27 protein-coding genes are annotated in these 24,334 nt (G+C 65.7%); 10 read left to right on the top strand and 17 right to left on the bottom strand.

Translation table 11 applies throughout. The features are described 5' to 3' along the window. From AABD04_RS04660 to AABD04_RS04635, 6 genes are all read right to left on the bottom strand, one after another. Complete coding sequence (locus AABD04_RS04660) at positions 1-1,092, bottom strand: BMP family lipoprotein (RefSeq protein WP_341440393.1); 1,092 nt, start codon at positions 1,090-1,092, stop codon at positions 1-3. Between the two features lie 75 nt (positions 1,093-1,167). Next, the gene (locus AABD04_RS04655) at positions 1,168-2,583 is read right to left on the bottom strand and encodes a nucleobase:cation symporter-2 family protein (protein ID WP_341440392.1); all 1,416 of its coding nucleotides are present in this window, start codon (positions 2,581-2,583) and stop codon (positions 1,168-1,170) included. 57 nt (positions 2,584-2,640) lie between these two features. Next, positions 2,641-3,129 carry a type III secretion system chaperone family protein gene (locus tag AABD04_RS04650; protein ID WP_243596466.1) on the bottom strand — a complete coding sequence of 163 codons (489 nt, stop codon included), beginning with the start codon at positions 3,127-3,129 and terminating at the stop codon, positions 2,641-2,643. After that, positions 3,126-4,454, bottom strand: a complete 1,329-nt coding sequence (gene mshA / locus AABD04_RS04645; protein ID WP_341440391.1) for a D-inositol-3-phosphate glycosyltransferase — start codon at positions 4,452-4,454, stop codon at positions 3,126-3,128. The genes AABD04_RS04650 and mshA overlap by 4 nt, the downstream gene beginning before the upstream one ends. 63 nt (positions 4,455-4,517) lie before the next feature. Then, positions 4,518-5,381: an alpha/beta fold hydrolase gene (locus AABD04_RS04640; protein ID WP_341440390.1), complete on the bottom strand. Its 864-nt coding sequence runs from the start codon at positions 5,379-5,381 to the stop codon at positions 4,518-4,520. A gap of 11 nt (positions 5,382-5,392) precedes the next feature. Further along, positions 5,393-6,646 (bottom strand): ROK family protein, encoded by a 1,254-nt coding sequence (locus AABD04_RS04635; RefSeq protein WP_341440389.1) that lies wholly within the window; start codon positions 6,644-6,646, stop codon positions 5,393-5,395. Between the two features lie 335 nt (positions 6,647-6,981). On the opposite strand from AABD04_RS04635, the gene AABD04_RS04630 reads away from it, so the two are divergent. Then, positions 6,982-7,737, top strand: a complete 756-nt coding sequence (locus AABD04_RS04630) for an SDR family oxidoreductase (RefSeq protein WP_341440388.1) — start codon at positions 6,982-6,984, stop codon at positions 7,735-7,737. A 67-nt stretch (positions 7,738-7,804) separates the two neighbouring features. Here the strand turns inward: AABD04_RS04630 and AABD04_RS04625 are convergent, their stop codons facing one another. From AABD04_RS04625 to AABD04_RS04615, 3 genes are all read right to left on the bottom strand, one after another. Continuing rightward, entirely contained in the window at positions 7,805-9,001 is a 1,197-nt protein-coding gene (locus AABD04_RS04625) for a L,D-transpeptidase (protein ID WP_341440387.1), read from the bottom strand. A 118-nt stretch (positions 9,002-9,119) separates the two neighbouring features. Beyond that, positions 9,120-10,670 (bottom strand): MBL fold metallo-hydrolase, encoded by a 1,551-nt coding sequence (locus AABD04_RS04620; protein ID WP_341440386.1) that lies wholly within the window; start codon positions 10,668-10,670, stop codon positions 9,120-9,122. Positions 10,671-10,731: 61 nt separating this feature from the next. Further along, a complete protein-coding gene (locus AABD04_RS04615; RefSeq protein ID WP_341440385.1) occupies positions 10,732-11,748 on the bottom strand; it encodes a UDP-N-acetylmuramate dehydrogenase in 1,017 nt (338 codons plus the stop codon). Positions 11,749-11,805: 57 nt separating this feature from the next. Here AABD04_RS04615 and AABD04_RS04610 point away from each other — a divergent pair, with 57 nt between their 5' ends. From AABD04_RS04610 to AABD04_RS04600, 3 genes are read left to right on the top strand one after another with little or no spacing between them, the layout of a single operon-like run. Then, positions 11,806-12,315, top strand: a complete 510-nt coding sequence (locus AABD04_RS04610; RefSeq protein WP_341440384.1) for a DUF2505 domain-containing protein — start codon at positions 11,806-11,808, stop codon at positions 12,313-12,315. Positions 12,316-12,326: 11 nt separating this feature from the next. Then, positions 12,327-12,830 (top strand): DUF2505 domain-containing protein, encoded by a 504-nt coding sequence (locus AABD04_RS04605; RefSeq protein WP_032380350.1) that lies wholly within the window; start codon positions 12,327-12,329, stop codon positions 12,828-12,830. Positions 12,831-12,876: 46 nt separating this feature from the next. Then, positions 12,877-13,608 carry a class I SAM-dependent methyltransferase gene (locus AABD04_RS04600; protein WP_341442952.1) on the top strand — a complete coding sequence of 244 codons (732 nt, stop codon included), beginning with the start codon at positions 12,877-12,879 and terminating at the stop codon, positions 13,606-13,608. Positions 13,609-13,660: 52 nt separating this feature from the next. Here AABD04_RS04600 and AABD04_RS04595 read toward each other — a convergent pair whose 3' ends face one another. Then, positions 13,661-14,248, bottom strand: a complete 588-nt coding sequence (locus tag AABD04_RS04595; RefSeq protein WP_243596475.1) for a type IV toxin-antitoxin system AbiEi family antitoxin domain-containing protein — start codon at positions 14,246-14,248, stop codon at positions 13,661-13,663. A gap of 110 nt (positions 14,249-14,358) precedes the next feature. Here AABD04_RS04595 and AABD04_RS04590 point away from each other — a divergent pair, with 110 nt between their 5' ends. After that, positions 14,359-15,105: an LmeA family phospholipid-binding protein gene (locus AABD04_RS04590; protein WP_243596476.1), complete on the top strand. Its 747-nt coding sequence runs from the start codon at positions 14,359-14,361 to the stop codon at positions 15,103-15,105. Positions 15,106-15,166: 61 nt separating this feature from the next. Here AABD04_RS04590 and deoC read toward each other — a convergent pair whose 3' ends face one another. Then, on the bottom strand, positions 15,167-15,829 hold the full coding sequence (gene deoC, locus AABD04_RS04585) for a deoxyribose-phosphate aldolase (RefSeq protein WP_341442951.1): 663 nt from the start codon (positions 15,827-15,829) through the stop codon (positions 15,167-15,169). A 50-nt stretch (positions 15,830-15,879) separates the two neighbouring features. Between deoC and AABD04_RS04580 the strand changes: the two genes are divergently transcribed. Both AABD04_RS04580 and purU read left to right on the top strand, forming a co-directional pair. Then, positions 15,880-16,722 (top strand): class I SAM-dependent methyltransferase, encoded by an 843-nt coding sequence (locus AABD04_RS04580; protein WP_341440383.1) that lies wholly within the window; start codon positions 15,880-15,882, stop codon positions 16,720-16,722. Between the two features lie 13 nt (positions 16,723-16,735). Continuing rightward, the gene (gene purU / locus AABD04_RS04575) at positions 16,736-17,620 is read left to right on the top strand and encodes a formyltetrahydrofolate deformylase (protein WP_341440382.1); all 885 of its coding nucleotides are present in this window, start codon (positions 16,736-16,738) and stop codon (positions 17,618-17,620) included. Position 17,621: 1 nt separating this feature from the next. Here purU and AABD04_RS04570 read toward each other — a convergent pair whose 3' ends face one another. The 5 genes from AABD04_RS04570 to AABD04_RS04550 all read right to left on the bottom strand — a co-directional run bounded on the left by AABD04_RS04570 (position 17,622) and on the right by AABD04_RS04550 (position 21,682). Further along, positions 17,622-18,647, bottom strand: a complete 1,026-nt coding sequence (locus AABD04_RS04570) for an alpha/beta fold hydrolase (RefSeq protein ID WP_341440381.1) — start codon at positions 18,645-18,647, stop codon at positions 17,622-17,624. An 81-nt stretch (positions 18,648-18,728) separates the two neighbouring features. Continuing rightward, positions 18,729-19,019, bottom strand: coding sequence for a DUF2516 family protein (locus AABD04_RS04565; protein WP_121873494.1), 291 nt, complete (start codon positions 19,017-19,019; stop codon positions 18,729-18,731). 67 nt (positions 19,020-19,086) lie between these two features. After that, positions 19,087-19,875 carry a heparin-binding hemagglutinin gene (locus AABD04_RS04560; RefSeq protein ID WP_341440380.1) on the bottom strand — a complete coding sequence of 263 codons (789 nt, stop codon included), beginning with the start codon at positions 19,873-19,875 and terminating at the stop codon, positions 19,087-19,089. Further along, positions 19,868-20,335, bottom strand: coding sequence for a helix-turn-helix domain-containing protein (locus tag AABD04_RS04555; protein ID WP_341440379.1), 468 nt, complete (start codon positions 20,333-20,335; stop codon positions 19,868-19,870). Before AABD04_RS04555 ends, AABD04_RS04560 begins: the two co-directional genes overlap by 8 nt. A gap of 72 nt (positions 20,336-20,407) precedes the next feature. After that, positions 20,408-21,682, bottom strand: a complete 1,275-nt coding sequence (locus tag AABD04_RS04550) for a DUF445 domain-containing protein (RefSeq protein WP_243596482.1) — start codon at positions 21,680-21,682, stop codon at positions 20,408-20,410. Between the two features lie 73 nt (positions 21,683-21,755). Between AABD04_RS04550 and AABD04_RS04545 the strand changes: the two genes are divergently transcribed. Beyond that, positions 21,756-22,493, top strand: a complete 738-nt coding sequence (locus AABD04_RS04545) for a TetR/AcrR family transcriptional regulator (protein ID WP_341440378.1) — start codon at positions 21,756-21,758, stop codon at positions 22,491-22,493. On the opposite strand, the gene AABD04_RS04540 is transcribed toward AABD04_RS04545, so the two are convergent. Continuing rightward, entirely contained in the window at positions 22,490-22,666 is a 177-nt protein-coding gene (locus AABD04_RS04540) for a hypothetical protein (RefSeq protein WP_243596484.1), read from the bottom strand. The two genes, AABD04_RS04545 and AABD04_RS04540, sit on opposite strands and share 4 nt — an antisense overlap. Positions 22,667-22,728: 62 nt before the next feature. Between AABD04_RS04540 and AABD04_RS04535 the strand changes: the two genes are divergently transcribed. Both AABD04_RS04535 and AABD04_RS04530 read left to right on the top strand, forming a co-directional pair. Beyond that, on the top strand, positions 22,729-23,274 hold the full coding sequence (locus AABD04_RS04535; RefSeq protein ID WP_341440377.1) for a type 1 glutamine amidotransferase domain-containing protein: 546 nt from the start codon (positions 22,729-22,731) through the stop codon (positions 23,272-23,274). A 16-nt stretch (positions 23,275-23,290) separates the two neighbouring features. Then, on the top strand, positions 23,291-24,280 hold the full coding sequence (locus AABD04_RS04530; RefSeq protein WP_341440376.1) for an iron-siderophore ABC transporter substrate-binding protein: 990 nt from the start codon (positions 23,291-23,293) through the stop codon (positions 24,278-24,280). The last annotated feature ends 54 nt before the right edge of the window (positions 24,281-24,334 follow it).

Below are 24,334 nucleotides of genomic sequence, written 5' to 3'. Positions count from 1 at the left end.
CTACTTGGGTGCAGACGGCGACTCGACGGTGATGGACCCGTCGATGATGCCGGCCTTGATCGTGTCCAGCTCGCCCTGCAGTGCGGGGTCGACCTTGGACTCGAAGTCGTGGAACGGTGCGATGCCGACGCCGTCGTTCTCGAGGGTGCCCACGTACGGGGTGTTGTCGAACGAATCTGCGCCGGAGTTGGCGACGACCTCGTCGACGCTGGTCTTGAGGCCCTTGGTGACCGAGGTCAGCAACAGGTCGCCGACCGACGGGTCGGACTCGAAGACGTCTGCGTCGGCACCGATGAGCGCGACGGGACGCGAGGAGTCGCGAATGGCCTGTGCCGCACTCTGATAGATAGGACCACCGACCGGGAAGATGACGTCCGCGTTCTGGTCGATCAGACCCTGGGCGGTGTTCTTCGCGACCTCGTTCGCGGTGAATCCACCGGTGAACGAGCCGTTCTGCGAGGGCACGTCCCAACCGATGACGCGGACGTCCTCGCCCTTCTGCTCGTTGAAGTAGTTCACGCCGTCGGCGAAGCCGTCCATGAAGATGGTGACGGTCGGCAGCTGCGACCCACCGAACGTGCCGACCACACCGGTGGTGCTGTAGCTCGCGGCCGCGTAGCCGGCGAGGAATGCGGACTGCGACGCGTCGTAGGTCAGCGGTTTGACGTTCGGCAGGTCGATCGAGGAGTCGTCGATGATCGCGAAGTCGATGTCGGAGTTGGCCTCGGCGGCCACCTTGGTGGCGTCGGCCAGATCGAATCCGACGGTGACGATGAGGTTGCAGCCCTGATCGACGAGGTTGTTGATGTTGGGGCCGTAGTCGGTCGGCGATGCGGACTCCACGGTGCGTGGCTCGACGCCGAGCTCTTCGGAGGCCTCGGTCAATCCCTCGAACCCGAGCTGGTTGAACGACTTGTCGTCGAATCCGCCACTGTCGGAGACCATGCAGGGCAGGAAGTCACTCGATCCGCCTCCGCCCGATCCTTCGTCTTCGGGAGCAGATCCACAGCCTGCGATCAGGGCGATTGCACCGAGCGACGCGACGCCGCCGAGTGCTGCCTTCCGCGTGCTCGTGCGGGTGACGAATGACAAGATGTCCTCCAATTTAGATGTGTTTCTTCTGGTCCGGGACGGTACTCGTGCGCGCGGGGGCGCGCAGGATTTCACTCAGGCGTCCTTATCGGGCAAGGTTCCGCCTTCGCCGAGCACCTTCGCTTCGTCCTCACGCACCATCACTGCGGGGCCCGCTGCCACCACCGATGGGTTCGATGGCGTACCGGGCTTGACTACGTTGAAGAATACGTTGAGCACCACCGCGACGATGCTGGCGGCACTGATTCCGGAGTGGAAGATCGTCACGAACCAGTCCGGGAATTCGTCCCAGAAGTCGCTCGCGACAACAGGTATGAGGCCGAACGCCAAGGTCACCGCCACGATGACGACGTTGGTGTTGTTGTCGTAGTCCACCTTGCCGAGGGTGCGGATACCGCTGGCGGCGACGGTTCCGAACAGTGCGATTCCCGCACCGCCGAGAACCGGAAGCGGGACGACCCCGACGACGGCCGCGAGGATCGGTGAAAGGCCCAGTAGCGCAAGCACGCCGCCGCCCACCGCGACGACGAAGCGGCTCTTGATGCCGGTCATCGCGACCAGGCCGACGTTCTGGGCGAAGGCCGTGGCCGGGAAGGTGTTGAAGATCGGGGCGACGGCGGAGGACACCATGTCGGCACGCAGGCCGTCACCGACGCGCTTGGAGTCGACGTCGGTTCCGACCACTTCGCCGACGGCGAGGATGTCGGCGGTGGTCTCGACCATGATCACCAGGATGACGATGGTCATCGACACGATCGCGCCGACGGCGAATATCGGTGACCCGAAGGCGAAGGGGGTCGGGACGGCCACCACGGACGCGTCGGCGACGCCGCCGAAGTCGGTCTTGGCGACGATCAGTGCCGCGATGGTGCCGACGACCAGTCCGAGCAGGATCGACAACCGCGACAGCCCGCGGATCTTGGTCATCACCAGCACGGCGAGGAGGGTGAACATCGCCAGCCCGATGTTGCCGGGGTCCAGATAGTTCGGGTTCGGCGCACCGCCCACCATCTCCTGGCCGGTGATCCAGCGTGCCGCCACCGGCATCAACGACAGCCCGATGACGGTGATGATGCATCCGGTCACCAACGGCGGGAAGAACCGAACGATCTTCGAGAAGAACGGGGCGATCGCCAAACCGATCAGCGCGGCCACCAGAACGGCACCGAGCACGGTGCGCAGTCCGGTCCGTCCGTCCTCGGCACTGCCGATGATCGTGAGAACCGTCGACACCGACGCAAACGAAATGCCCTGCACCAACGGCAGTTGCGAGCCGAAGAACGGGATGCCGATCGTTTGCAACACAGTTGCCACGCCGCTGACGAACAGCGCGCACGAGATCAACAGAGCCTGATCGGCCCCGGAGAGTCCGGCCGCTCCCCCGACGATGATGGGAACGGCGATGACGCCACCGAACATCGAGAGAATGTGTTGCAGGCCGTAGCCGAACATCTGCAGCACCGGTGGGCGAGCGTCCTCTGGCCTGGTCATTGCTTCAGGCTAGGAACCGGACGTTACCGACAGCCGCTCCGACCCATTTCGAGCGAGTTACGCTTCCCGCTTGTCCACCAGGTGCTCGAATGCCTTCAGGTTCGCCAACGATTCGCCGCGCGAGACGCGCCACGCCCATTCGCGTTTGATGGACTCGGCGAACCCCAATTCGAGCAGCACGTTGAAGTCCCCGTCGGCGGCCTCCAGTGTCTGCCCCAAAACGCGATCGAGTTCGTCACCGTTGACGGCGTGCAGCGACATTCGGCCCACGAGGTAGATGTCGCCGACCTTGTCGATCGTGTAGTGAACCCCGTAGAGGCGACGGTTGCGTCGCAGCAGGTACTTGTAGACGCCCTCGAAGTTCTCGTCGGGCTTGCGGCAGACGAACGCCTCGATGCGGACTCCGTGATGCCCGACGGTCAGCATCGTCGTCGTCTTGAGCTTGCGTTCCCCGGGCAGTTCGACGGTGAACACGTCGCCGCGCCGGGTGTAGTCCAGCTCGCGTTCCTTCAGCGCTCGGTCGATCAGTTCGGCGGTCTCGCTCATGCAGTCACAGCTCCTGATCTGCGTAGTTTCGACAATCCTCGGACGCGTCGCGGAGAGAACTCGCTCGGCCCCTCGCCTCGATCGAAGTGGAACTTGGCCTGCCGGTAGCTCTCGATGAGCCCGTCGGCGGTGTGCTCCCACGAGAAGTTGCGGGCATGCCGCGGCGCAGCGGTCGCCATGTCGGCCAATGCAGCTCGATCCGAGAACATCCCCGCGAGAGCATCCGCCCAATCCTCGGTGCGGTGGCCCTGCACCAGCCGTCCGGTCTCGCCCGATCGCACCGCCACGCCGAGTCCGCCGACGTCGGCGGCCAGGACCGGAGTTCCGCAGGCCTGGGCTTCGATCGCGACCAGGCCGAACGATTCGTTGTAGCTCGGCACGGCGACGATGTCCGCGGCGCGGTAGACCTGTGCGAGGCGCGCCGACGGTTGCGGCGGCATGAACGTCACGTGCGGGGTGATTCCCAGGCCCTCGGCCAGATCGATGAGGCTGTCGGGTCGGTCCAGTCCGCTGCCCGACGGCCCGCCGACGATGAGGACGCGCAGTGGCGTCGTCGGATTGCGCTGCAGCACTTCGGCAGCCGCGGCGATCAACACATCGGGGGCCTTGAGCGGTTGGATACGTCCGACGAAGGCCACGATCGACTCGTCGGGATTCAACCCCAGTTCGGCACGCGCCGCCAGCTTGTCCCCCGGATTGTATTGCGCCAGATCGGCTCCCGGCGCAACCACGTCGATCGAACTCTGCTGCGCCCCGTAGATCTCGACGAGAGACTTCGCTTCCTCGGTGGTGTTGGCGATCAGCCGGTCCGCCTCGGCCACCACTTGCTGCTCACCGATCTGACGCGCGGCGGGCTCGGGCGAGTCGCCCTGCGCCAGAGACGCGTTCTTGACAGCAGCGAGCGTGTGCGCGGTGTGCACCAACGGCACCCCCCAGCGATCGCGCGCCAGCCAACCGACCTGACCCGAGAGCCAGTAGTGCGAGTGCACCAGATCGTAGTAGCCGGGTTCGTGCCGAGCTTCCTCACGCAGCACCCCGGCTGCGAAGGCGCACAACTGAGTGGGCAGGTCGTGCTTGTCCAACCCCTCGAACGGGCCAGCGACGATGTTGCGCACCAGCACACCGGGAGCTGCCTCGACGACGGGAGCGTCGGTGGACGCCGTCGCGCGCGTGAAGATCTCGACCTCCACGCCCCGCTTGGCCAGCTCTTTCGCGCTCTGCAGCACGTAGACGTTCATACCGCCCGCATCGCCCGTTCCCGGCTGCGCCAGCGGGGAGGTATGCAAGGACAACACAGCGACCCTGTTCAGCTGGCGTCCAGTCACTTCTTCAGTGTGCACGCCTCCACATTACGTCTCGATAACTACCCCATCTCACGGCCCGGCTCGTCACCCATCGAGGCCGTCGACGAATTCGGACACCTCGGTGAAGAATCGCTGCGGATCGGCCACGAACGGGCCGTGGTCGACGCCTTCCCAGTACGACGCGACGGCCGTGGGAATGAGCTCCGCGGCGTGCCGTCCGGCAGAGACGTCGACGACGGTGTCCTCGGTTCCGTGCAGCACGAATGCCGGAATGTCCAGGCTGCGCAGCAGGTCGTCGTGCCCGATTGCGCGATCGAACAGGGCAGCACGAACCCGTGGCCGCGTGGCCAGCGTCAACCCGAACAAGGCCTGCGCTTCCGTGCCCTTGCCATCCGTCGGCCCGGTCAGCGCGTGCCCGAAACTTCCGAGTGCCTTGATCGCGACGCGGGGCTCCTCGGCCATCGCACCGGGGATCGCCGCACGCATGGCCGTCCCGACGCGGCCGCCTGCCTCTCCCCTGCCGATGCTGGTGATCGCGCCGACGAGCACGATGCCCGCCACCGCGCCCGTGCCGAATTCGGCGAGGTAGTCGCAGATGACCAGTCCGCCGTACGACCACCCCAGCAGCACCGCGTCGGCGGTGATGCCCTCGGCGGCGAGCACCGCGTCGACGTCGCCCGCCCAGATCTTCGGATCGTCGTAACCGGCGGCCGGGGCGTCGGAGTAGCCGTGTCCGCGGAGATCGACGGCGAGAACGCGATAGCGCTCCGCCAGCTCGGCCAGCAGTCCCTCGCCCCAGCACGCCGAGCTCTGCGCCCACCCGTGCAGCAGGATCAGGGGCCGCGCCGCAGGGTCACCGGTGACGCGGTAGACGATGTTGGCTCCGTCGATCCCGGTGGCCTGGCGAACCGGTCCTGCTGCGGGGGTTGTCGTATCGAGGCTGCTCATGTCGGATCAACCTACGCCGCGGCCCTGCGCATCGAGGCGAGCGGATCCGCGTACAGAGCGCTGAGCGAGACCACCGTCGCGGCGTGTTCTTGTACTCGGTCGCCGAAGCCGGTGACCCGAATATCTGTGCGCGGCAATGTCGAATGAGCCGCGAAGGCCTGCCCCACATGCGGAATTCCGGCCGGGTACGCGGTGAACGCCTGGCCTCCGAGTACGACGCGGTCCGGATTGAACATGTCGCGCAGCAGCGCCACCGTCCGACCCAGAATCTGCGCGCGCTCGACGAGCAGTTCCCGCGCCGCCCCCGAACCACCCTGTGCCGCCCGATACACCGCAGCAACGCTCGGGCGGGGCCGCGGCGCAACGATATTGCGCTCCACGGCAGCAGCGGCCACCGCTCGATCGCTGACGGAGGCCTCGAGGCATCCTCGAGCGCCGCAGCCGCACAGCGCCGACGATCCGGTGGGTAGGTGCGCGATGGAGCCAGGACCGCTCGCGGGGGTGTGCACGCGGCCGTCGATGGTCAGCGCCATGCCCGCCGTCTCGCGTGTGTAGAAGTACAGCGAGGTTCCACTGTTGCTCTGCGCAGCAGCGCGGTCCGACAGGCGCGGCGCGAGGAGCAACTCGGCGGCCGCCATTGCGTCGACGTGCCCGGAGACCGAGATCGGTAGCCCCAGTCCGCCGCCGATGATGCCGCCGACGCGTCCGTTCTCCCACCCCAGCCGCGGATGGTCCACCGTGCCGCTCGCGGTGTCGACGCGTCCGCCGATCGCTACCCCGACCCACAGTGGGGTGCGGCGATGCCAACGTCCGGCGAAGGCACCGGCGCTGCGGGTGACGGAGGCCAGCGCTACCTCCGAAGATCCAGCGGGTGTGGGGATCTCGACGGCACCGAGGATCCGTCCACGCAGATCGCTGACGACGATGCCCGTGACGATGGCTCCGATGTGGATGCCGATGGTCGATAAGGGCTCGTGGTTGATCTCGAACGGTACTCGGGGACGTCCGATCGCCCCCGGTGCCACCAGGTCTGCGCGCTCACGGAGCAGTCCGACACCGAGCAGGGCAGACACCTGACGGTTGACCGTTGCGATACTCGATCCTGTTGCGCGAGCGGCACGCTCGCGTGAGATCGGGCCTTCGACGCAGGCCACCCGAAGCACCGACGCGGCGGGGCCGTCGGCGATCCGCAGATCGGGTGGGACGAGTTGGAGACGCGATCGCAGCGCGGCAGAGCGGGTGTGGTGCAGCGTGGTGACAGACATCCGTCGAAGATCCTCAGCAGGTGCAGGCCTTTCACCGCGGACGAACAGCGAAGAAAGGGAGAAGTGGTGCAGGTCAAGGGTGGGTGCGGCGGCCACGAAGGGCCACGGCACGCGAATCGACTGCCTGAAGCTCGAAGAGGCTAGAGACAGATTCCTTGGCCGGGACAACACAGTTCCCGAGGAAGCGGCAAGCGAGAACCGAGGGACGCGGTCACATAGGTGACCCGCATCGCGGTGGTATCGCCGGCGGACATGGAACCAAAGTTAGCACCCACCCGTCCGATGTCCAATCGGGCCCCGGCGAGCATGCGATGCGCCCGACATAGAATTTGGCCATGACCTCGTCCGAACACATTTCTCCCGATACCCGAATCGCCGTCGTCACCGGAGCGAGTTCCGGCATCGGCGCGGCCACCGCCCGCCAACTCGCCGCCGACGGATTCCACGTCGTGATCGGTGCCCGCCGCCTCGACCGGCTGGAGGAGTTGGCGTCGGAGATCGGTGGCACCGCGCTGGAACTCGATGTGACGGACGAGGATTCGGTGGCCGCATTCACCGCCGTCATTCCCCGCGTCGATGTGTTGATCAACAACGCCGGTGGCGCGAAGGGCTTGGCCCCGGTGATCGACGCCGACCTCGACGACTGGCGCTGGATGTGGGAGACCAACGTGCTCGGTACATTGCGGGTGACGAAGTCGTTGCTGCCCAAGCTGATCGACTCCGGTGACGGCCTGATCGTCACCATCACCTCCGTCGCGGCGTTCGAGGCCTACGACAACGGATCGGGCTACACCTCCGCCAAACACGCTCAGGCAGTGCTGCATCGGACGCTACGCGGCGAACTGCTCGGCAAGCCGGTGCGGTTGACCGAGGTGGCGCCGGGTGCCGTCGAAACCGAGTTCTCGCTCGTGCGCTTCGACGGCGACGCAGACAAGGCCGACGCGGTCTACCAGGGCATCACGCCGCTGGTGGCGAGCGATATCGCCGAGGTCATCGGCTTCGTCGCGTCGCGCCCATCGCACGTCAACCTCGACCAGATCATCATCAAGCCACGTGACCAGGCCGGTCCGGGGCGCTTCTCCCGGAAGTAGCGGCTTCGCCGCATGTGCACGGAAATTCGTAGTGGACTACGAATTTCCGTGCACATGCGCGTAGCGCTCACACCGCACTCATCGACTCCCACGTCGGCCAGTCGATGGCCCAGTCGTACAGGTCGCCGTCGGCTGCCGAGAGGTCGATGCGAGTTCCGGTGACCTCGACGGGGTCGCCGTACATCGCCGTCTGGAAGTACTCCTGGGCGTCGGCGTCGGAGAGGTTGATGCATCCGTTGGTGACGTTCGATGCGCCCTGCACACCGGTGGTCAGCGGGTTGGCGTGGATGAATTCACCGTTGTTGGAGATGCGCACCGCCCAGCGTTCGCGGACGTTCTCGTAGAACGGCGGGTTGGACATCAGGAAGTCCTCGTGCTTCTCGGTGACGACGTGGATGCCGCTGCGGGTGACGTTGCGGTCCTCGTTGCCCTCGCCGTAGCTGACGGGAATGTCCATGATGGTCTGGCCGTCGCGGACCACCTGCATACGGTGGCTGGTGGCGTCGGCGACGACGATCTGACTGCGTCCGATGCTGAAGTTGAGGGTGACGTCGTCGGCCCCGTACGCGCCGTCGCCGTAGTTCACGCCGTACAGCTTGGCGTCCACCGACACCGTCGTGCCGGGAGCCCAGTAGTTGGTGGGACGCCAGTGGATGCGTGAGCCGTTGTCGTCGGGGAACCAGGCCCATGCGCCGGGAGTCGGCGGGTTCGTGGTCACCGTCAACGCCTTCTCGACGGCGGCCTTGTCCGCGATCGCGGAGTCGAACTGCAGGATGATCGGCGCGGCGATGCCCACTTCCTGGCCGTCGCCGATGTTGGTGCTCACCGAGGTGCGACTGTCCGGTTCGACGGTGGTGAACGCCCCGGTGATGTCGACGGCCTTGTCGTCACTGCCCAGGGCCGAGCCGGACCAGGTGTACTCGACGCCGTAGCCAAGTGGTTCGGTGATGGCGTACGAGGTCTTGTCCGGCGAGAGCGCGCCCTGGACTACCTTGCCGTCGGGGTTGGTCAACGCGACCTCGGTGAGCGTTCCGTCGGCCACCGAGACCGAGATCGGCGCGACGGGGCTGACGTCGACGGCACCTGCGACCGGGTTCTCGGTGACCTCCGCGACGGGCGCTGCCTCGGTGGTGGGGGCCGCGGCACCCGAGCCGCCCTCCCCCGATCCGACGGTGCAGCCTGCCACGAGTGCCACCAGGGCGACGAGCACGGCGATCAACCACACCGCACGCGTCCGTTTTGTCTGTTCTACCTGCTCATGCACGTTGTCCAACGTACCTGCGTCTGCGAACTACCCCGATTTTTGGGGGCAGTCTCACAGCTGGCAGGAGTGGAGCCCGCGGAATGACTCACAGCTGCAGGAGTGGAGCCTGCGGAATGACTCAGAGTTTGCGCGTGCGCAATTCGTGGCCTTTGGAGGTGAGGCAGCGGCCGGAATCGAGGCTCCAGTCCCACCCGTGCAGATTGCAGGTGAGCTTGTTTCCTTCGACGATGCCGAACTTCGTCAGGTCCGCCTTCAGGTGTGGGCAGCGGCGTTGGATCTCGTAGCCGCCCATCGTGATCGTGGCGGTGTCGTCGTGCGCCTCGGAGAACCAGCCGTCGGCGTAGGCGATGCGCTCGTCGGTGAGGCACTTGAAGAACGTGTAGAGGAATTCGTTGTAGCCGCCGACGCGTCGAGCACGGAAGCGGGTGGACAGAAAGATCGAGTTGACCCAGTCCGGCTCCTGATCACGTATGGCGGTGCGGACGAGTTCCGGCGGGATGGTGAAGCTGTAGCGGAACTTCTCGTTCGAGATCGGTTCGCGCACAATTCTTTTCGGGAAGTCGAGCACGACGGTTTCGTCGCCCATCGTGATTCCGACGGGGTAGCCGATGCCGTCGCAGATCAGATCCGTCTGCGCCATGATCGGCTCGAACAGGCCCCGCATCGGCTCGAGCAGTGGCTCGCCCTCGGCCGGGGCCCAGGCTGCCTTCTCGGCCGCGATGACCGATGCCTGACGCTGGGCGTACGCCTCGATGTACTCGGCCTTGCCGGTGGTGAAGATGGCCTCCGCCTCGGCGGTGGGAATGGGGTGCTCGTGCGAGAGCAATTCGGAACCGTCGAACGTTGCGGCGGTGCCCGGCATCATCAGCAGGCCCTTGTCGTGCCCGTGCAGTCGCATCTGCTCGAGAAAGACCATCTGATCCGGGAACACGTTGGCCGGATCGCCGTAGACGTCGTTGAGCGAGCGCAGCTCGTCGTCGAGGAAACACGGCGGGCCTGCCGACGGGATGACCCATGTCGAGCCGACCTGCTCGATGTACTGACGCGCCCGATCCATCTGACGCTGACGCTTCTGGATACCGAAGTTCTTCTTGGCGCGCGAGACCATGTCGTAGACCATCGGGTACCAGATCGCACCCGAGTACTGCAGCATGTGCACGTCCACGGGACCGAAATTCTCGGTCATGACGTCCAGGTCAACCGGCCTCGCGTCGTTCATGTTGAACGCGACGGTCTTGCCGTCCGAGACGACCAGACCCGAGTCGCCGATGGGACCGTCTGCGGGTGCTCGCAGCGCGATGATCATGATGTCGAGATCGCCCTTGGGACCGGAAATCGTGTGCTTGACCGAGTCCGTCGTCTCGTAGAACTTGTGAAAGCCGAGCTTCTCCAGCTCGTGCTTGAGATCGAGCACCGGGTAGTCCGGCAGCAGCACCGTGGCGTCCTTGTTGACGTGCTCGGCCAGGTTCTTCGGATCGAAGTGGTCCTTGTGCAGGTGCGAGACGTAGAGGTAGTCGCAATCACCCAGCGCGTCCCAGTCCAGGGCCGAGTTGTCGGGGAACGGGAACCACGACGCGTAGAAAGACGGGTTCACCCACGGATCGCACAGGATGCTCCCGGCTTCGGTCCGAATATGGAATCCCGCATGCCCCACGCTGGTGACCTGCACTGATTTACCTCCTACGAGCTGGACGCGCAAAGCTCCATCGTATGCGCCGTTTCGAGTAGCTCTAACCCAGCGCGCAGTTGACGAGGTCACATTCGGGCGTGAGGGTGACGCCGAACTTCTCCTGCACCCCGTCTCGCACGTGCGCGGCCAATGCCATGATGTCCGACGCGGTCGCCCCGCCCCGGTTCGTGATGGCCAGTACGTGTTTGGAGGACAGAGCTGCGGTCCCGCGGCCGAATTCGGTGCCGTAACCGCGTGGGAAGCCCGCGTTCTGAATCAGCCAGGCAGCCGGGATCTTGGTGCCCGCAGGGTCCGGGAAGCTGGGCGCGTGAACGGCCTCCTCGGGCACCTCCGGCAACACCGGGTTGAGGAAGAAGGACCCCACGCTCCACGTGTCGTGATCGGCCGCGTCGAGCACCATGCCGCGCTCGCCCCGCAGAGCCAGTACGGCTGCGCGGACGTCCGGCACCGGTACGACGTCGCCGATCTGCACGTCGAGACGCTCCGACAACGCCGCGTAGCGCACCGGGAGCGACTCGGTCGTCTTCTTCAGCGCGAACGTCACGTCCAGAATCACGTAGCGGGAGGACCGCTTGAACACCGACGACCGGTGCGTACCGAAACCGCACTGCTCCGGCGTCCACACCGCCGTCTCCTCGGTCTCACGGTCGTAGACGGTGAGACCGTGCAACAGCTCCGACGTCGACGCGCCGTACGCGCCGACGTTCTGAATGGGCGTCGCGCCCGTGGTTCCGGGGATACCCGACAGCGCTTCCATACCGGACAGTCCCGCATCGATCGTGGCCTGTACGACGGCATCCCACTCGACGCCCGCGTCGACCGTCACCATCTCGCCGTCGATCTCGAGCCGCGACCCGGTCACCCGAACCACTCGGCCGTCGAACCCGTCGTCTCCGACGACCAGGTTGGATCCACCGCCGACGACCAGCACGTCCGTTCCGGCCCGATCCGCGTCGCGCACCAGCGACACCAACTCGTCACCCGTCGTCGCGACACAGAATTCACGGGCCGGGCCGCCCACTCGAATGGTGGTGAGCTCCGAAATTGCAGTAGGCACGGACTCTCACGCTACCGGTCGCGCACCTACGTGGGAGTCACCCGGTAACCTGCGGGGATGCCTCGCCCCATTGAGCACAGCTCGACTGTGCCCGCCTCCGCCGACAAGGTCCATGCCGCACTGACGTCCGAGCAGTACTGGAAGGACCGCATCGAGCAGATCGGCGGCCCCGGTGCCAGCTTGAAGAGCGTCACCGTCGGCGACGGCACCATCGACGTCGTCATGACCCAGTCCGTCCCCGAAGAGGAGTTGCCGTCCGCGGTGACCGCCTTCAAGAAGGGGAACCTCATCATCGAACGCACCGAGAGCTGGGGGCTGTTCGACGGCAGCCACGCCGACGGCATGTTCGGAGCGACCGTCGAGGGTGCACCGGCCCGTATCACCGGCACCACCACGCTCGACGGTGTAGGCGAAACGACGATCGTCGCACTGGCCGGCACCACCGAGGTCAAGGTCCCGATCTTCGGCGGCAAGATCGAAGCGATGATCAGCGAGCAGGTGCTCTCCCTCATCGACAACGAACAGGACTTCACCGGTAACTGGATCGCCGCGAACACGAACAGCTAACCTGGCGCACTATGGCTCGCCGAATGAACTACTCCGCCCGGTTCACCCACTCGACGCAGCAGGTCTATGCAGCGCTCTCCAGTCGCGATCACTGGGATGCGCGCATCGAGGAGATGCGTAAGTACTCGGAGAACGAGCTGAAGAGCTTCGAGGTGTCCGACGCCGGAATCGACATCGTGATGCACCACGTCATCCCGCGCACCGAACTGCCCGATATCGCGCAGACGGTGATGAAGAAGGACATGGTGATCACCCGCAACGTGCACTTCGACGCCTACGAGGAAGTCACCGCGGGCCACTACGACGCGTCGATTCCGGCCGGACCGGGCTCACTCAAGGGCACCACCTCGCTGTTCCCGACCAACGGCGGCTCGACCCTGCGCACCTCCTCCGAGGCCAAGGTCTTCCTGCCGTTCATCGGCGGCAAACTCGAGCAGCTCATGCTGGTCAACCTGATCGACCTGTGGCGCGGCGAGGGCGAAGTGACCGCCGACTGGCTCGAGAAGAACGCCTAGCCCACTGAAGAGGCCCGAAGGCGTCATCACCCGCGGCACCACCGGCATCAATCGGTTGCGTCGCAGCGACCGATGGCTGACGCACAACCCCGATGTTCGACGCGTTCTGCTCGACTCACCGGATCCCCTCGTCGTCGATCTGGGCTACGGCGCGATGCCCAACACCACGCTCGAACTCGCCGGTCGACTGCGTACAGTCCGGCCCGATGTTCGCGTGACGGGCCTCGAGATCGATCCCGCCCGCGTCGTTCCGGGGAGTGACGGCGTGGAGTTCGCCCGCGGCGGATTCGAGTTGGCCGGTTTGCGCCCGAACCTGGTGCGCGCGTTCAACGTACTGCGGCAATATCCCGAGGACGCGGTTCCTGCTGCCTGGCAACGCATTCTGTCCGGCCTGGCACCCGGCGGCCTGCTGGTGGACGGCACCTGCGACGAACTCGGTCGACGCTGCGCCTGGGTGTTGCTCGACGCCGACGGCCCGCGATCGCTGACGCTGGCGTGGGACCCGTTCGACGTCGAGATGCCGTCGGACATCGCGGAGCGACTCCCGAAGGTGCTGATCCACCGCAACGTCGAGGGCGAGTTGGTGCACGATCTGCTTCAGCGGGCGGACAGAGCGTGGTCGGTGTCGGCACCGCTGGCCCCGTTCGGGCCTCGACTGCGCTGGCGCGCAGCCCTGAGAGTGCTTGCGGAGCAGGGTCTTCCGGTCACACTCCCCCGCCGACGGATGCGAGACAACGTGCTCACGGTCCCCTGGTCGACGGTCGCACCCGCACCGTGAATCGGGTGCAGCTGACCGCGCTCAGCGCGGTCGGCTGCACCCGATGTCGCGGCTACGTGCAGGCCGACAGTGCCAGTTCGACGCGTTCGGCCACTCGATCGGTACTGCTGCCTGCCTCGAAATACAGCGCCTGCGGGTCCACCCGACCGATCGCGACGGCGTCGCACACCACCTCGTCGAGGGTGATCTGGGAGATGCCGCCCGCGGCGAGGTCGAGCACCGTGCGCACCGGGGTGGTGAGATTGAACGTGCCTGCCGATTCGACGTCACGCGGCTCGAGCCGGAGGCGATGCACCGCGAGTCTGGTGTCGGTCAGTCGAAGGTCGCCGAAGGCGCAGACATGCACGAATTGGGGGTGCAGATGCCCGAAACCGTGCAGCTCGGCCGCACTCTGGTGCGAGATCACCGCCTCGCCGCCGAACCAGGCACACCACATCGCGAACACTTCGAGCTCACTGTGTGGCCATTGGCCGAGACGGAACAGGTTGCGCTCGACGCGAGTCCACGTGTTCGTGGCAAGGTTGACGCGCACCATCGCCGGATCGAAGCCGAGCTCTCCGGCCTGCTCGGCCGTGAAGTAGCCGTCCTGACGAGTGGCCAACGAGTGCAGTTCGTGCACGCTCGGTCCTGTCGTACTCATGACGCAAGCCTACGTCACAATGTGTTACAGGTCACAAAATTTCGATCCGATGCCGCAGGTTCGGCGAGTTTCACAGAGCTTGCTCAGAATCATCGGGAAGACTGCCGGGAATGTCATCCACAGCCAAGCGCAGCAGCGTGCCGTTGATCGCAGTCTCCGTCGTCGTAGTCCTCCTCGTCGCCGTCATCGGCGGCGAGTTGTTCGTGCGTCAGCAGATCAAATCCTGCCTCGCCGGCCAGCTCGAATCCGAGCTCGGCAGCCAGGTGGAGGTCGGTCTCGGCCTCAAGCCGGTGCTGCTGTCGTTGGTGGACAAGAAGGTCTCCTCGGTCACCGTCGACAGCGACGACGCGCGCTTCGGCCCCGCCGAGGGCATGGTCGTGCAGGCCGAGGCACGGGATCTGAACCTGACGCAGACCGCCGACTCCGGCGGCACCATCGGCAGTTCGAGTGCCGACATCGCGTGGTCCACCGACGGCATCACGCGCACCCTGCAGAGTCAGGGCATCGGCGCGATCGTCTCCGGCGTCACCTCGGACGCGTCGGCAGGCACCCTCGAATTCGCGGTCGGCGCTCTGGCGAACCTCACCGTCGAGCCGCAGGTTGTGGACGGCAGGGTCGACTTCCAGACCGTGGATGCATCGATTCTGGGTCTCGGTATCCCGACCGATCTGGTCGACTCCGTCGTCGGCGTGCTGACCGACAGCCTGCAGGCGTACCCGTTGGACATGACGCCGACGTCGTTGACCGTCACCGACAGCGGCATCGAGCTCACCCTCGAGGGCGGGCAGTACACGATTCCGGTGACTCAGCAGGATCAGAATCAGCCGACCCCCGAGGGTTGCTCGCTCGTCGCGTAACCCATGTGCGCGGAACTTCGTAGTCTGCTACGAAGTTCCGTGCACATGCGACGCAGTCGCTCTAGTTCAGTCCGTCGAGCACCGCGCGGGTTCCCGACAGCCCCAATCGTGTTGCGCCCGCGTCGATCATGGCCAGGGCGGCCTCCGTGGTACGGATGCCGCCGCTGGCCTTGACACCCAGTCGACCGCCGACGGTCTGTGCCATCAAGCGCACCGCCTCGACGCTCGCGCCGCCGGCCGGGTGGAATCCGGTTGACGTCTTGACGAAGTCGGCTCCGGCCTTCTCGGCGGCGCGACAGACCTCGACGATCGCGTCGTCGGACAGCGCCGCCGATTCGATGATGACCTTCAGGACAGTGCTTCCGGAGATGCCCTCGCGGACGGTGACGATGTCTGCCAGTACCGCGTTGTAGTCCCCCGCGATGGCCGCTCCGACGTCGATCACCATGTCGACCTCGTCGGCACCCTGCTGCACCGCGAGCCGCGCTTCGGATCCCTTGATCAACGAATGATGCTTGCCCGACGGGAATCCGGCGACGACGGCGGTCAGCATTCCTTCGGCGCGAATCGGCAGCATCGACGGCGAGACGCAGACGGCGAGCACTCCGAGTTCCCGGCCTTCCTCGATGAGTGCGGCCACGTCGGCCGTCGTCGCTTCGGGCTTGAGCAGCGTGTGGTCGACCATTCCGGCGAGGGCAGCGCGGGTGAGTGTCATGTCCTCCAGCTTTTCACAGCTCTGCCGTCGGGAGCCCTGTCGGTCTACGATTTTTCTTCATGACCGCAGCCTCGCTCGCCGCCACCTTCAATGCCACCAGCAGGGAGTTCGACGCGGTGACGCCGCAGGTCTGGGGGCCGGCCGGGCAATCGCTCGCTTTCGCACTGGAGTTGGCCACCGGCGACGCGGTTCTCGACGTGTGTTCCGGCACCGGGGCGTCGGCGATTCCTGCGGCGGCGGCCGTCGGTCCCGAGGGTCTCGTGCACGCCATCGACCTCGCCGACGACCTGTTGGAGGTGGGCCGTGTGAAAGCTACCGATCGCGCCTTGCGCAACATCGACTTCGTCGTCGCCGACGCCACCGTGTGGGAGCCGCCGTCGACGGTGCCCGACGCCGGGTACGACGCACTGGCCTGTTCGTACGGCATCTTCTTCCTGCCCCATCCCGCGCAGGACTTCGCTCGTCTGGTGTCGCTCGTTCGTCCGGGCGGTCGCGTCGGAGTGACGGTGTGGCGCAAGGGTGCGATCGAGGCGTTCGCGGGCACGTTCTTCGAGGTCATCGGTGCGCATTCTCCGCCGAGCGAGCATGCCGGGCCCCTCGCTCAGGACGGGTACGACAAGCACCCGATCCGCCGGATGGAGACCGCGGATCTTCTGCGTGGGTGGCTCACCGACGTGGGCGCTACCGACGTCCGGGTCGTCGAGTTGTCCAACCACGTTCCCGCGACGGAGTCGTTCGTGTGGGATCTGGTGCTGGGCAGCGCGATGCGCGGCGCGCTGACACCGTTCGACGATGCGACTCGGGCGCAGATCCGTGCCGAGTTCACGACGCTGCTGGCCGAGCGCGGCATCGATTCGATCGATCTCGGGACACTGGTGGCAACCGGGGTCCGCACGCCCTGAGAGAATCGACGGCATGAGTTCTTCCGTATCCGAGGATCGCCGCTACGTTCTGTCGCTCGGTTGCCCCGACAAGACGGGCATCGTCGCCCGCATCTCGACCTTCCTCGCCGAGGTCGGTGGATGGATCGTCGAAGCTGCGTATCACGCCGATCCCGATACCGGCTGGTTCTTCACCCGGCAGGCCGTACGAGCGTCGTCGGTCAGCATGAGCGTCGAGGATCTGCGTGCACGGTTCGCCGAGGTGGCCGCCGAGCTGGGGCCGGAAACCGAATGGGCGCTTCACGATTCGGGCGAACCCAAGCGCGTGGTACTGCTCGTCAGCAAGGAAGCGCATTGCTTGCACGACCTGCTGGGACGCGCCGCGGGCGGCGAACTGCCCGCCCAGATCTCCGCGGTGGTCGGCAACCACAAGTCACTCGAGCCGATTGCTGCCGCGCACGGCACTCCGTTCCATCATGTCGAGTTCGCGAAGGATCCGGCCGAGCGGGGGCCCGCCTTCGAGGAGGTGCGGTCGCTCGTCGATTCCTACGACCCGCACGCGGTGGTGCTGGCGCGCTTCATGCAGGTTCTGCCGGAATCGCTGTGCGCACACTGGGCCGGCCGAGCGATCAACATCCACCACAGCTTCCTGCCGTCGTTCGTCGGCGCGCGTCCGTACCACCAGGCGTTCGCCCGGGGCGTCAAACTGATCGGCGCGACGTGCCACTACGTCACCGCCGAGCTCGACGCGGGTCCGATCATCGAGCAGGACGTCATCCGCGTCGACCACTCCGACGAAGTCACCGACATGGTGCGCCAGGGCCGCGATATCGAGAAGCTGGTGCTCTCCCGTGGTCTGCGATGGCACCTGGAGGACCGCGTGCTGGTGCACGGCCGCAAGACCGTGGTGTTCAGCTAGATCACAAGTTACGGAGCCGAACGACCTCGGCGTTGAATTCGTCGATTGCTTCCACCGAGCTCATGTGTCCGATGCCCGGGATGACGATCAGGCGGCTCAAGTGGTCGTGGTCGTCGAGGGCGCGGGCGAGTTTGCGAGCGTGCACCGGCGGGGTCAATCGGTCGGCCGAGCCGACGAGCACGCTGGTGGGCACGGACATGTTCTCCAGTGCCTCCCGAATGTCGAGGTCGGTCAGGGCGGCTCCCCAGACCCCACGGGTCCGAGGCGCGCATTCCAGCACGATTTTCTCGCAGAACGCCACCTCGGCCGGTGTCGCTCCGGGTGCCATCGAGATGTACTTGATGGCCTGACGCACCACCGGCGACGGCCGCAGCGGAAGTGCCGAACCGAGCACAGCGCGTCCGACCGGGGTGGGCACTCGGGGGAAACGCTGCGGCAGCGGGATGACGGTGGTTTCGCGGATGAGAGAGTCGGTGGCAGTGCTGGCGAGGAGCACAGCGCTGACGAGTCGATCGACCTGCTCGGAATAGTTGCCGGCCCACGCCATGATCGACATGCCGCCCATGCTGTGCCCGACCAGGACGGCCTTGTTGTCCTCGGCGACCGTCGCGGCGAGAACTGCGGCGAGGTCGTCGGCGAGGATGTCCGGGCTCAGCGGACGCGTACCGACATCGCTGCGGCCGTGACCGCGCTGGTCGTAGGTGATGACGCGGTAGCGGCCGGCAAGTGCATTGATCTGCGGGTACCAGTAGTCGGCCGAGCAGGTCCAGCCGTGACTGAAGACGATCGGTTCGGCATCGGCGTCACCGTAGCTCCGAACGTGCAGGTGCGCCCCGTCATCGGTGACCACCTCGGTGAGGTGCGGTTCGTACGTGGGGTATTGCAGTAGTTCGTCGGGCTGGACGTCGGTCGTCTTGGTGAACGAATGCAGGCGACGTCGCCGAACGACGAGTGCGCCGAGACCGGCCGCCGCAGCGGCGCTGCCGATTCCGAACAGCGCGAACTCGACTGCTTTGCGTGAAACCACTGAAAATCCCCTCTACCTCGAACCCCCTGGCGGGTGCGGTAGACGGTACGCCCACAACGAAGCGGGCGTCGATGTGACTACCTACCAGCGGGGTCCGCGCTGGATGCTGTCGATCTTGGGTCGGACGTCGACGAGGTACACCGCGATTCCGACGATGCCGATGATCCAGAACATGATGACCATCGGGCCGATCAGCGTGAGCAACAGTCCCACCGCCAAAATGCCCAACCAGGCGTTCTTGGTCAGCTTTCCGGCCGCGGGAAACGCATCCGGCCGTTGGCGCAGCGCATGAAAAATGGCGAACGCGGCTCCGGCAATCGAAATGATTTGCAGGATCAGGAAGATCGTCTGGGAGAAGCTGCTCGCTATCACGCCCGCCAGTGTACGAGAAACGACCCCCGCACCGCGCGGCGCAGGGGTCGTTTTCTTTACGAATGCTTTAGCGAGTGGTCTTCTTCGCCGGAGCCTTCTTGGCCGGAGCCGGGGTGGCCTTCTTGGCTGCCGGTGCCGGTGCCGTCTTCTTGGCCGGTGCCGGGGTCTTCTTGATCGGCGAATTCGCGCTACTACGCGTCTTGGCCTCGACCTTGCCCGCCACGCCGCTCACCTTGTCGGACGCCTCGACGGCCTTGTCCTTGGCCTCGTCGCCTGCTTCGTCGATGTTCTCGGCGAGCTCGTCGGCCGCGTCGGAGATCTCTTCGGCACCTTCACGAACCTTGTCCGACGCGAGGCCGGCCATGGCAGCGGCGCGCTCGCCGACTGCGCGAGTCTGCGAGGCGACGGTTCCGAGGGCCTGCTCGGTGAGGTCGACGACGTCGTTGGCAGCGGAGTTGGCGCGCTCGAGGCTCTCTTCGACGGCCGGGGTGCGGCGAATGCGCTCGACGGTCTCCTCGCCACGCTCGGCGAGCGAGGTGTACAGATCGGAGGCGACCTTCAGGTAGGCCTCGGCAACCTTGCGAAGCTCCTCGGGGGTGAACCGCTCGCGGAGCTCGGCGATCTCGTCGGGAAGCTCGGCGGGCAGGTTCGCCAGACGCTCGCGCAGGCTCTCGACGCCTTCGGTGACGTCGTCGGAGAGGTCTGCGATGCGGGCGTTGACCTCGCTGGTGCGGCTCTCGGCGCGCGAACGCACCTGGGCGACGACGTCCGCTACTGCCTGGACGACGGCGTCGCCTGCACCGACGGCTGCGAAGATGGGGGTCTTGACGTTCTCGAAGTTCTTGGAATCAGACATCGGGTGTCTCCTGTTCGTCGGGTTCGGGTTCGGGCGTCGACTCGTTCTCACGACGGAACGAGTCGTAGATTTCGATCAGCACTTGCTTCTGCCGCTCGGTGATGTGCTCATCGCCGAGCAGAGCTTCGCGCACCGGACCGTGGGGACGCGCTTCCAAGATCCCGGCCCGGACGTACAGCACCTCCGAGGAGACGCGCAGACCCTTGGCTATCTGCGCTAGCACTTCTGCGGACGGGTTTCGTAGTCCGCGTTCGATCTGACTCAGGTAGGGGTTGCTCACTCCGGCCCGGCTGGCTAGTTGCCGCATCGATACCTGTGCGGCTTCGCGTTGGGATCGGATGTAGCTGCCGATGTCCTGGGCTGCAGTCGTCACGACTGCGGCGACAAGATCCCCGGCCTCGGCAACCACCTGCGTCGCTTCGGTCGCCTTGGCGACCAGATCTCCCTCGTCCTCGGCCATCTCGGCCTCCTGTTTCGGTGTCCTACTGGACGGTACCGAAGGGTGCTAACTATTGCAAGCACTCTGCTAGCACTAGTGCCCGAAGATCAGATCCGAGATCGTGTAGATGGCCAGACCGGCGATGGAACCGACGACGGTTCCGTTGATGCGAATGAACTGGAGATCGCGTCCGACCTGGAGTTCGATCTTCTTGCTCGCTTCCTCGGCGTCCCAGCGAGCGACGGTATCGCCGATGATCGTGGTGATCTCGTCCGCGTAGTTCGCGGCGATGTAACTCGCCCCACCGAGGAGCCAACCGTCCACCTTGCCGCGCAGTTCCTCGTCGTCGCGCAGCCGCACGCCGAGGTTGGCGGTGTTCTCCTTGATCTTGGTACGCAGTGTGCTCGTCGGATCGTCCACCGACTCGGTGATCAGCCGCTTGGCCACCTTCCACGTTGCCGCCGCGAGGCCGGTGATCTCCTCGCGCCCCATGATCTGAGCCTTGAGCTTCTCGGCCTTCTCGATCGTCACCGGGTCGTGCTGCAGGTCGTTGGCGTAATCGACGAGGAACTTGTTGGCGGCCAGGCGCACATCGTGCTCGGGGTTGGAGCGGATCTTCCAGGTGAACTCGACGAGTTCCTTGTAGACCTTCTCTCCCAACAGGGTGTCGACGAACTTCGGCGACCAGTTCGGGGAATCCCGCGCGACGACGCGATCGATCATCTCCTGGCTGCCCAGCGCCCACTGATGAGCGCGCTCGGCGAGCATGTCGATGAGCGGCAGCTGACGGTTCTCGCGAAGCAACTCGTCGAGAATGCGGCCGATCGGCGGTCCCCACTGCGGATCGGCGAGTCGGCGAACGATGGTGCTGTCGATGACGGCCGTGATGTCCTCGTCGTTGAGAACGTCGACGACACCGTGCAGCACGGTCGCCGCCTCGGCCGCGACACGTTCGGCGTTGTCGGGCTGGGCGAGCCAGGTGCCCAACCGCAACGGAACCTGAGCCGACGCGACCTTCTCCGACACCACCTCGGGTGCCAGGAAGTTGCTACCGACGAACGAACTCAGACTCGCGCCCAGCTGATCCTTCTTCTTCTTGATCAGCGCCGTGTGCGGAATCGGGATGCCCAGCGGATGCTTGAACAGCGCCGTCACCGCGAACCAGTCCGCGAGCGCGCCCACCATGCCCGCCTCCGACGCCGCCCGGACGTACCCCACCCACGCCCCCGCACCCGTCGACTCCTGCCACCGGCAGAACAGGTAGACGATCGAGGCGAAAACGAGGAACCCGGTCGCGACCGTTTTCATCTTGCGGAGGTCGCGGCGTTTGGTCTCGTCGTCGAAGTTCATGAGCTGCACAACCGACATTGTGCCCAGAAATGTGACGGATCAACCGGACACAGCCTGCAATGGTGTCGGAGCAGGCGCATAGGGTGGCATTGTGGCGAGAAATACGACGGAGGCAAAGCTGGACGAGTCCGAGCCGAGCGAGGACAAGCCCAAGGCCGAAAAGCCGGACGGCCGCAAACGTCGGTGGCGTGAGCACAAGATCGCGCGACGCGAGGAACTCGTCGACGGCACGTTGGCCGCCATCCGGCTGCGCGGCCGCGAGATCGGAATGGACGAGATCGCGTCGGAGATCGGTATCTCCAAGACCGTGCTCTACCGGTACTTCACCGACAAGAACGATCTGACGAGCGCAACCATGTCGCGGTACGTCGAAACGACGCTCGCCCCGCGCATCTACGCCGCGATCTCGCACGAGCTGGACGAGTACGAGCTCACTCGCGTCGTGGTGACCGCGTACGTCGAGACGGTGGCCACCGATCCCGAGGTGTACCTGTACGTCATGGCGAACAACGCCGGCAACAACCGCGACGTCGTCGCCGAGTCGGAGCGAATGATCGCCGAGTTGCTCTCGACCGTGCTGGGCGAGCGCCTTCGCCAACGCGAGATGGACTCGGGCGGTTCGGTGCCGTGGGCGTTCGCCATCGTCGGTGCGGTCCAGTTGGCCACCCACTGGTGGATCTCCAACAAGTCGATGTCGGCGGACGACCTGATCGACTACCTCTGCATGATGATGTGGGGCGGAATCCACGGGGTTGCCATGGCCGACGGCTCACCGGCGAAGTTCAAGTCGCAGCCTCACCCTCTGGTCGACGAGCCCGGCACGTCCTAACGCTCGTCGTACCCCTCGTCGTCCAGTGGTACCTCGGCTCGCTGGTCCAGTACGTCTCGGGCGTCGGCCTCGACGGGCAGATCGTCCACGTTCGGCTCGGCCGGCTCGTCCACGATCGGCAGGTCCTGCTGCGCGCGATCCTCGGCAGGAGTTTCGATGGGTGATTCGCTCATGTCTCCATTCGTACCATCGCTCGTCAGTTTGAGATCCGGCCCGGTCGGACATCCGAACAGACATGACCAACGAAACCCTGACCGGACGCCGCATCGCCATTCTCGCCACTGACGGCGTCGAGCAAGTCGAGCTGGTTCAGCCCCGCGAAGCCGTCGAAAAAGCCGGAGCCACAGTCACATTGGTCGCACTCGACCATGGCGACATCCAAGCCATGGAGAGCGACGTCAATGCCGCCGACACCTTCACCGTCGACCGCGTCGTTGCCGACGTGTCTGCGGACGACTTCGACGCCCTGATCCTGCCCGGCGGAACCACCAACCCCGACCAACTTCGTGTCGACGCGGACGCGGTCGAGTTCGTCCGCGCATTCGTGCAGGCCCGCAAGCCCGTCGGCGTAATCTGCCACGGAGCCTGGACCCTCGTCGAGGCCGACGTCGTGAAGGGCCGGACGTTGACGTCCTACCCGAGCATCCGCACCGACATCCGCAATGCGGGTGGCACGGTCGTCGACGAGGAAGTGGTCGTCGACGGGAACCTGATCTCGAGCCGCAACCCGGACGACTTGCCTGCCTTCTGCGCGAAGATCGTGGAGCATTTCCGCGCTTGATAGGTTAGCGTGCCCTATGCGCATCTCTCGTTCGGTGGCTCTGCCTGCGGCAGTCCTCACCCTTGCCCTCGCCCTCACCGCGTGCAGTTCCGACGCCGCTGACGGCGACACCACCGACCCCTCCGAGGCCGGTGGTGTCGTGGTCACCGACATGTTCGGTGACGTCGAAGTTCCGGCAGACCCCCAGCGCGTGGTGGCGCTCGGTTGGTCGGACGCAGAGACCGCGCTGGCCCTCGGCGTGGAACCGGTCGGGGCCAGCGACTGGCTCGGCGTGGGCGGAAACGGGTTAGGGCCGTGGGTCGACGAGTCCTACGACACCGACCCCACGATCGTCGGCACCTTCGACGTCGACTTGGAATCGGTTGCCGCTCTGGCCCCGGACCTGATTCTCTGGACGCGTAGCACCAACGACAAGGCCGTCTACGACCAGCTGTCCGACATCGCACCCACCGTCGCGGCACCACCGGGAACCGACGTCGCCTACGGCACCACGTGGGACGGCCAGACCGAGATCGTCGCCGAGGCGCTCGGAAAGGTCGACGAGGGCCAGAAGCTCGTCGACGACACCCAGGCACTGATCGACGACACGATCGCGGCCAACCCGGAGTTCGCCGACAAGACCGTCGCCGTCGGCACGCTCTACAGCGGACAGATCGGTGCCTACGTGCGCGGCGACACCCGCGTCGACTTCCTCGAATCACTCGGAATGACGAACACCCCGGCCATCCAGAACCTCGCCGAGCCGGGAGCGTTCAGCATCGAACTCTCCGAAGAGAACGTCGCTGCCCTCGACGCCGACCTCACCGTCATGTTCCCCATCGGCACCGGACCCGAGGTGATCACCGAGAACCCGTCGATCCAGGGCCTGCCGTCGGCACGCGACGGACGCCTCGTAGTTCTCGGTGATCTCGACCTGTCCAACGCATTCTCGGCCGCCTCGGTGGCCGGCACCCGATACGCACTGGAAAACGCAGTGCCACTGTTCGCGGCACCACTGAAGGGCTAGATCACACTCTCCCGGGCGGGCTTGTCACACTCTTCCCGGGGGGCTTGTCACACT

The organism is Rhodococcoides navarretei (assembly GCF_038069675.1).
GTDB classification, from domain to species: Bacteria; Actinomycetota; Actinomycetes; order Mycobacteriales; family Mycobacteriaceae; genus Rhodococcoides; species Rhodococcoides navarretei.
Note: the sequence above shows the minus strand (reverse complement) of the source record. Positions and strands in the feature narration are given on the sequence as shown.

Excerpts from the sequence above, each read along its gene's own strand:
- AABD04_RS04655 (WP_341440392.1), bottom strand. The coding sequence starts at position 2,583 with ATGACCAGGCCAGAGGACGCTCGCCCACCGGTGCTGCAGATGTTCGGC.
- AABD04_RS04650 (WP_243596466.1), bottom strand. The coding sequence starts at position 3,129 with ATGAGCGAGACCGCCGAACTGATCGACCGAGCGCTGAAGGAACGCGAG.
- AABD04_RS04640 (WP_341440390.1), bottom strand. The coding sequence starts at position 5,381 with ATGAGCAGCCTCGATACGACAACCCCCGCAGCAGGACCGGTTCGCCAG.
- AABD04_RS04635 (WP_341440389.1), bottom strand. The coding sequence starts at position 6,646 with ATGTCTGTCACCACGCTGCACCACACCCGCTCTGCCGCGCTGCGATCG.
- AABD04_RS04630 (WP_341440388.1), top strand. The coding sequence starts at position 6,982 with ATGACCTCGTCCGAACACATTTCTCCCGATACCCGAATCGCCGTCGTC.
- AABD04_RS04610 (WP_341440384.1), top strand. The coding sequence starts at position 11,806 with ATGCCTCGCCCCATTGAGCACAGCTCGACTGTGCCCGCCTCCGCCGAC.
- AABD04_RS04605 (WP_032380350.1), top strand. The coding sequence starts at position 12,327 with ATGGCTCGCCGAATGAACTACTCCGCCCGGTTCACCCACTCGACGCAG.
- AABD04_RS04595 (WP_243596475.1), bottom strand. The coding sequence starts at position 14,248 with ATGAGTACGACAGGACCGAGCGTGCACGAACTGCACTCGTTGGCCACT.
- AABD04_RS04590 (WP_243596476.1), top strand. The coding sequence starts at position 14,359 with ATGTCATCCACAGCCAAGCGCAGCAGCGTGCCGTTGATCGCAGTCTCC.
- AABD04_RS04580 (WP_341440383.1), top strand. The coding sequence starts at position 15,880 with ATGACCGCAGCCTCGCTCGCCGCCACCTTCAATGCCACCAGCAGGGAG.
- purU (WP_341440382.1), top strand. The coding sequence starts at position 16,736 with ATGAGTTCTTCCGTATCCGAGGATCGCCGCTACGTTCTGTCGCTCGGT.
- AABD04_RS04560 (WP_341440380.1), bottom strand. The coding sequence starts at position 19,875 with ATGTCTGATTCCAAGAACTTCGAGAACGTCAAGACCCCCATCTTCGCA.
- AABD04_RS04555 (WP_341440379.1), bottom strand. The coding sequence starts at position 20,335 with ATGGCCGAGGACGAGGGAGATCTGGTCGCCAAGGCGACCGAAGCGACG.
- AABD04_RS04550 (WP_243596482.1), bottom strand. The coding sequence starts at position 21,682 with ATGTCGGTTGTGCAGCTCATGAACTTCGACGACGAGACCAAACGCCGC.
- AABD04_RS04540 (WP_243596484.1), bottom strand. The coding sequence starts at position 22,666 with ATGAGCGAATCACCCATCGAAACTCCTGCCGAGGATCGCGCGCAGCAG.
- AABD04_RS04535 (WP_341440377.1), top strand. The coding sequence starts at position 22,729 with ATGACCAACGAAACCCTGACCGGACGCCGCATCGCCATTCTCGCCACT.
- AABD04_RS04530 (WP_341440376.1), top strand. The coding sequence starts at position 23,291 with ATGCGCATCTCTCGTTCGGTGGCTCTGCCTGCGGCAGTCCTCACCCTT.